The following is a 2,421-nucleotide window of genomic DNA, read 5'->3' as shown; positions in this document are numbered from 1 at the left end:
GATTTCTATTCATCGTTGACCTTGTTTTTTGTCAACCTATGTCAGGACAAGTCACCTCAGACGGAATATTAGAAATGGATCTCCATAAACCACATGAAATGGGCGGACAGGGCGGTTCTTCTAATCCCGAACAACTGTTTGCCGGGGCGTGGGGAGCTTGTTATCTCGGGGCCTTAGGAACAATAGCTGAACATGAAGGAGCTGATGTATCTGAAGCTACTGTAAATGTTCATGTCACATTCAATAAAGATGGTAATGGCTTTGCACTATCCGCGGAGCTCGATGTCCATATTCCAGGCTTTACTGCGGAAGAAACCCAGAAACTGGCCGACAAGGCACACCGGGTCTGCCCATATTCTAAAGCCACTCGCGGAAACGTCGAAACCCGAGTTACCGCAGTGTAAATTTACCCTTATCTGAATTGTTAATCAGTTCAGATAAGGGTATTTTTGTGTGAATGAACCAGTCTAGGGAAATTAAATCTTTTATATTCAGCCAGTATTTTTCCGATGGACTACGAATAACCTTTGGTGTCCTTCTCCCCTCTCTTGTTTTTTATAACCTCGACCGGCTGTCTGTAGGTCTCACAATTTCTCTTGGTGCACTTTGCGTTAGCATAGCCGACAATCCCGGGCCCGTTGTTCACAAGCGGAATGGAATGCTTTTCTGCAATCTTTTTGTATTTCTTACCGCAGTTTTAACAAGCCTTATTAACTGGAGCCCAATACTTGTCGGCCTGGAAATACTGGTCTTATGCTTTTTCTTTTCAATGTTTTCGGTCTACGGCAACCGGGCCTCGTCAATCGGAACTGCTGCTTTAATAATTATGATCCTTACAATTGATGAGGATGTTGTAGCGCATGCGGGCATCTGGAAGCACGCACTTTATATTCTGGCTGGTGGAATTTGGTATACACTGCTTAGTATCTCATTAAGTCAGATCAGGCCATATCGCCTTGCTCAGCAGGCTTTGGGAGAATGTATCCGCGAGGTGGCCGTTTTCGTTAAGATAAAAGCAGATTTTTATGATCTGGCAACCGACCATGATGAGAACTATAAAAAACTTGTAGAACAACAGGTTATAGTTCACCAGCATCAGGACAATGTTAGGGAACTGCTTTTTAAAAGCAAGCTGATGGTTAAGGAATCAACCAGCTCCGGGCGACTCCTGATATTGGTATTCGTGGATATCGTAGATCTTTTTGAACAAACAATGGCTACTCATTATGATTATCAGGCGATCAGAAATACCTATGGAAGAACTGACGCACTGAAAGGATTTAGGGATGTCATCGTAAAGTTTAGTGAAGAACTGGAAAACCTCAGTTATTTCATTGTCAGCAATGACAGGCCTGAGCGGCTTCACCATTATAAAGCCGAGCTTGACACGCTAAAGATTAGCATCGATAGAGTTGAAGAATACAACATCAGTAATCTGGTATTAAAAAAGATCCTGATCAATGTTCGTAATATGGCCAGCAGGGTACGAAAGATCTACAGTTATTTTGATAACTCCCAGCTCTCGGGTGTAAGCATCCGGAGTCCGGAAGACCTGAAAAAGTTTGTATCACACCAGGACTTTGATATTAAGATCCTGAAAGGAAACCTTACCTTTGAATCTTCGATTTTCCGGCACTCGATTCGCGTAGCACTGATGTGCCTTATCGGGTATTTGGTTTCCAAGCTGTTTCCTTTTGGACATCATAGTTACTGGATCCTTTTAACGATTCTTGTAATACTTAAACCCGCTTTCAGCCTCACCAAACAGCGGAATGTTCAGCGGTTGATAGGGACACTATGCGGTGGTGTTGCCGGCGCATTGATCCTGATCTTTGTCACAGACCAGTACACCTTATTTATCTTCCTTCTCATATTCATGGTGGGAACATTCAGCTTTCAGCGATTAAATTATATCGTAAGCGTATTGTTCATGACGCCTTACACGCTGATACTGTTTAGCTTTCTTGGCGAGAATAATATAACTATAGCTCAGGAGCGAATCGTTGATACTTTTATAGGGTCACTCATCGCGCTAGCCGCGAGTTTCATAATACTTCCAAATTGGGAATACGATCATCTGAGAAATTATATGCGCGAGGCATTGGTAGCTAATTATCACTATTTGCTAAAAGTAGCTGATGAACTCGCCGAAAGGCCTTTTGATATTACTTCTTATAAATTAGCCCGAAAGGATGTTTATGTGAGTTCAGCCAATCTTGGGAGCGCTTTTCAACGGATGCAATCTGAACCTAAGAGCAAGCAGCAAAATAATAAGGAAATCCATAAGTTTGTGGTGCTGAATCACATACTATCGTCCTATATAGCGACATTAATAACAAATTTGCAAAATGCCGATAAACCAGACACTAACGAAAGTCATGTAAAACTTATTCGTAAATCTTTATATACGCTGACTGAAGT

Annotated in this window: 2 protein-coding genes; both read left to right on the top strand. The window is 42.1% G+C overall.

Going from position 1 to position 2,421, the window contains the following annotated elements; all coding sequences use genetic code 11:
• The first annotated feature begins 38 nt into the window (after positions 1–38).
• A complete protein-coding gene (locus WKF69_RS14760; protein ID WP_340382840.1) occupies positions 39–404 on the top strand; it encodes an Ohr family peroxiredoxin in 366 nt (121 codons plus the stop codon).
• A gap of 53 nt (positions 405–457) precedes the next feature.
• Positions 458–2,421: FUSC family membrane protein (locus WKF69_RS14755; protein ID WP_340382839.1), on the top strand; the 1,964-nt coding region annotated here is incomplete at its 3' end.

The organism is Daejeonella sp. (assembly GCF_037719425.1).
In the GTDB taxonomy this organism is placed as follows: domain Bacteria; phylum Bacteroidota; class Bacteroidia; order Sphingobacteriales; family Sphingobacteriaceae; genus Daejeonella.
This window is presented reverse-complemented; position numbering and strand designations above follow the sequence as displayed.

Excerpts from the sequence above, each read along its gene's own strand:
- WKF69_RS14760 (WP_340382840.1), top strand. The coding sequence starts at position 39 with ATGTCAGGACAAGTCACCTCAGACGGAATATTAGAAATGGATCTCCAT.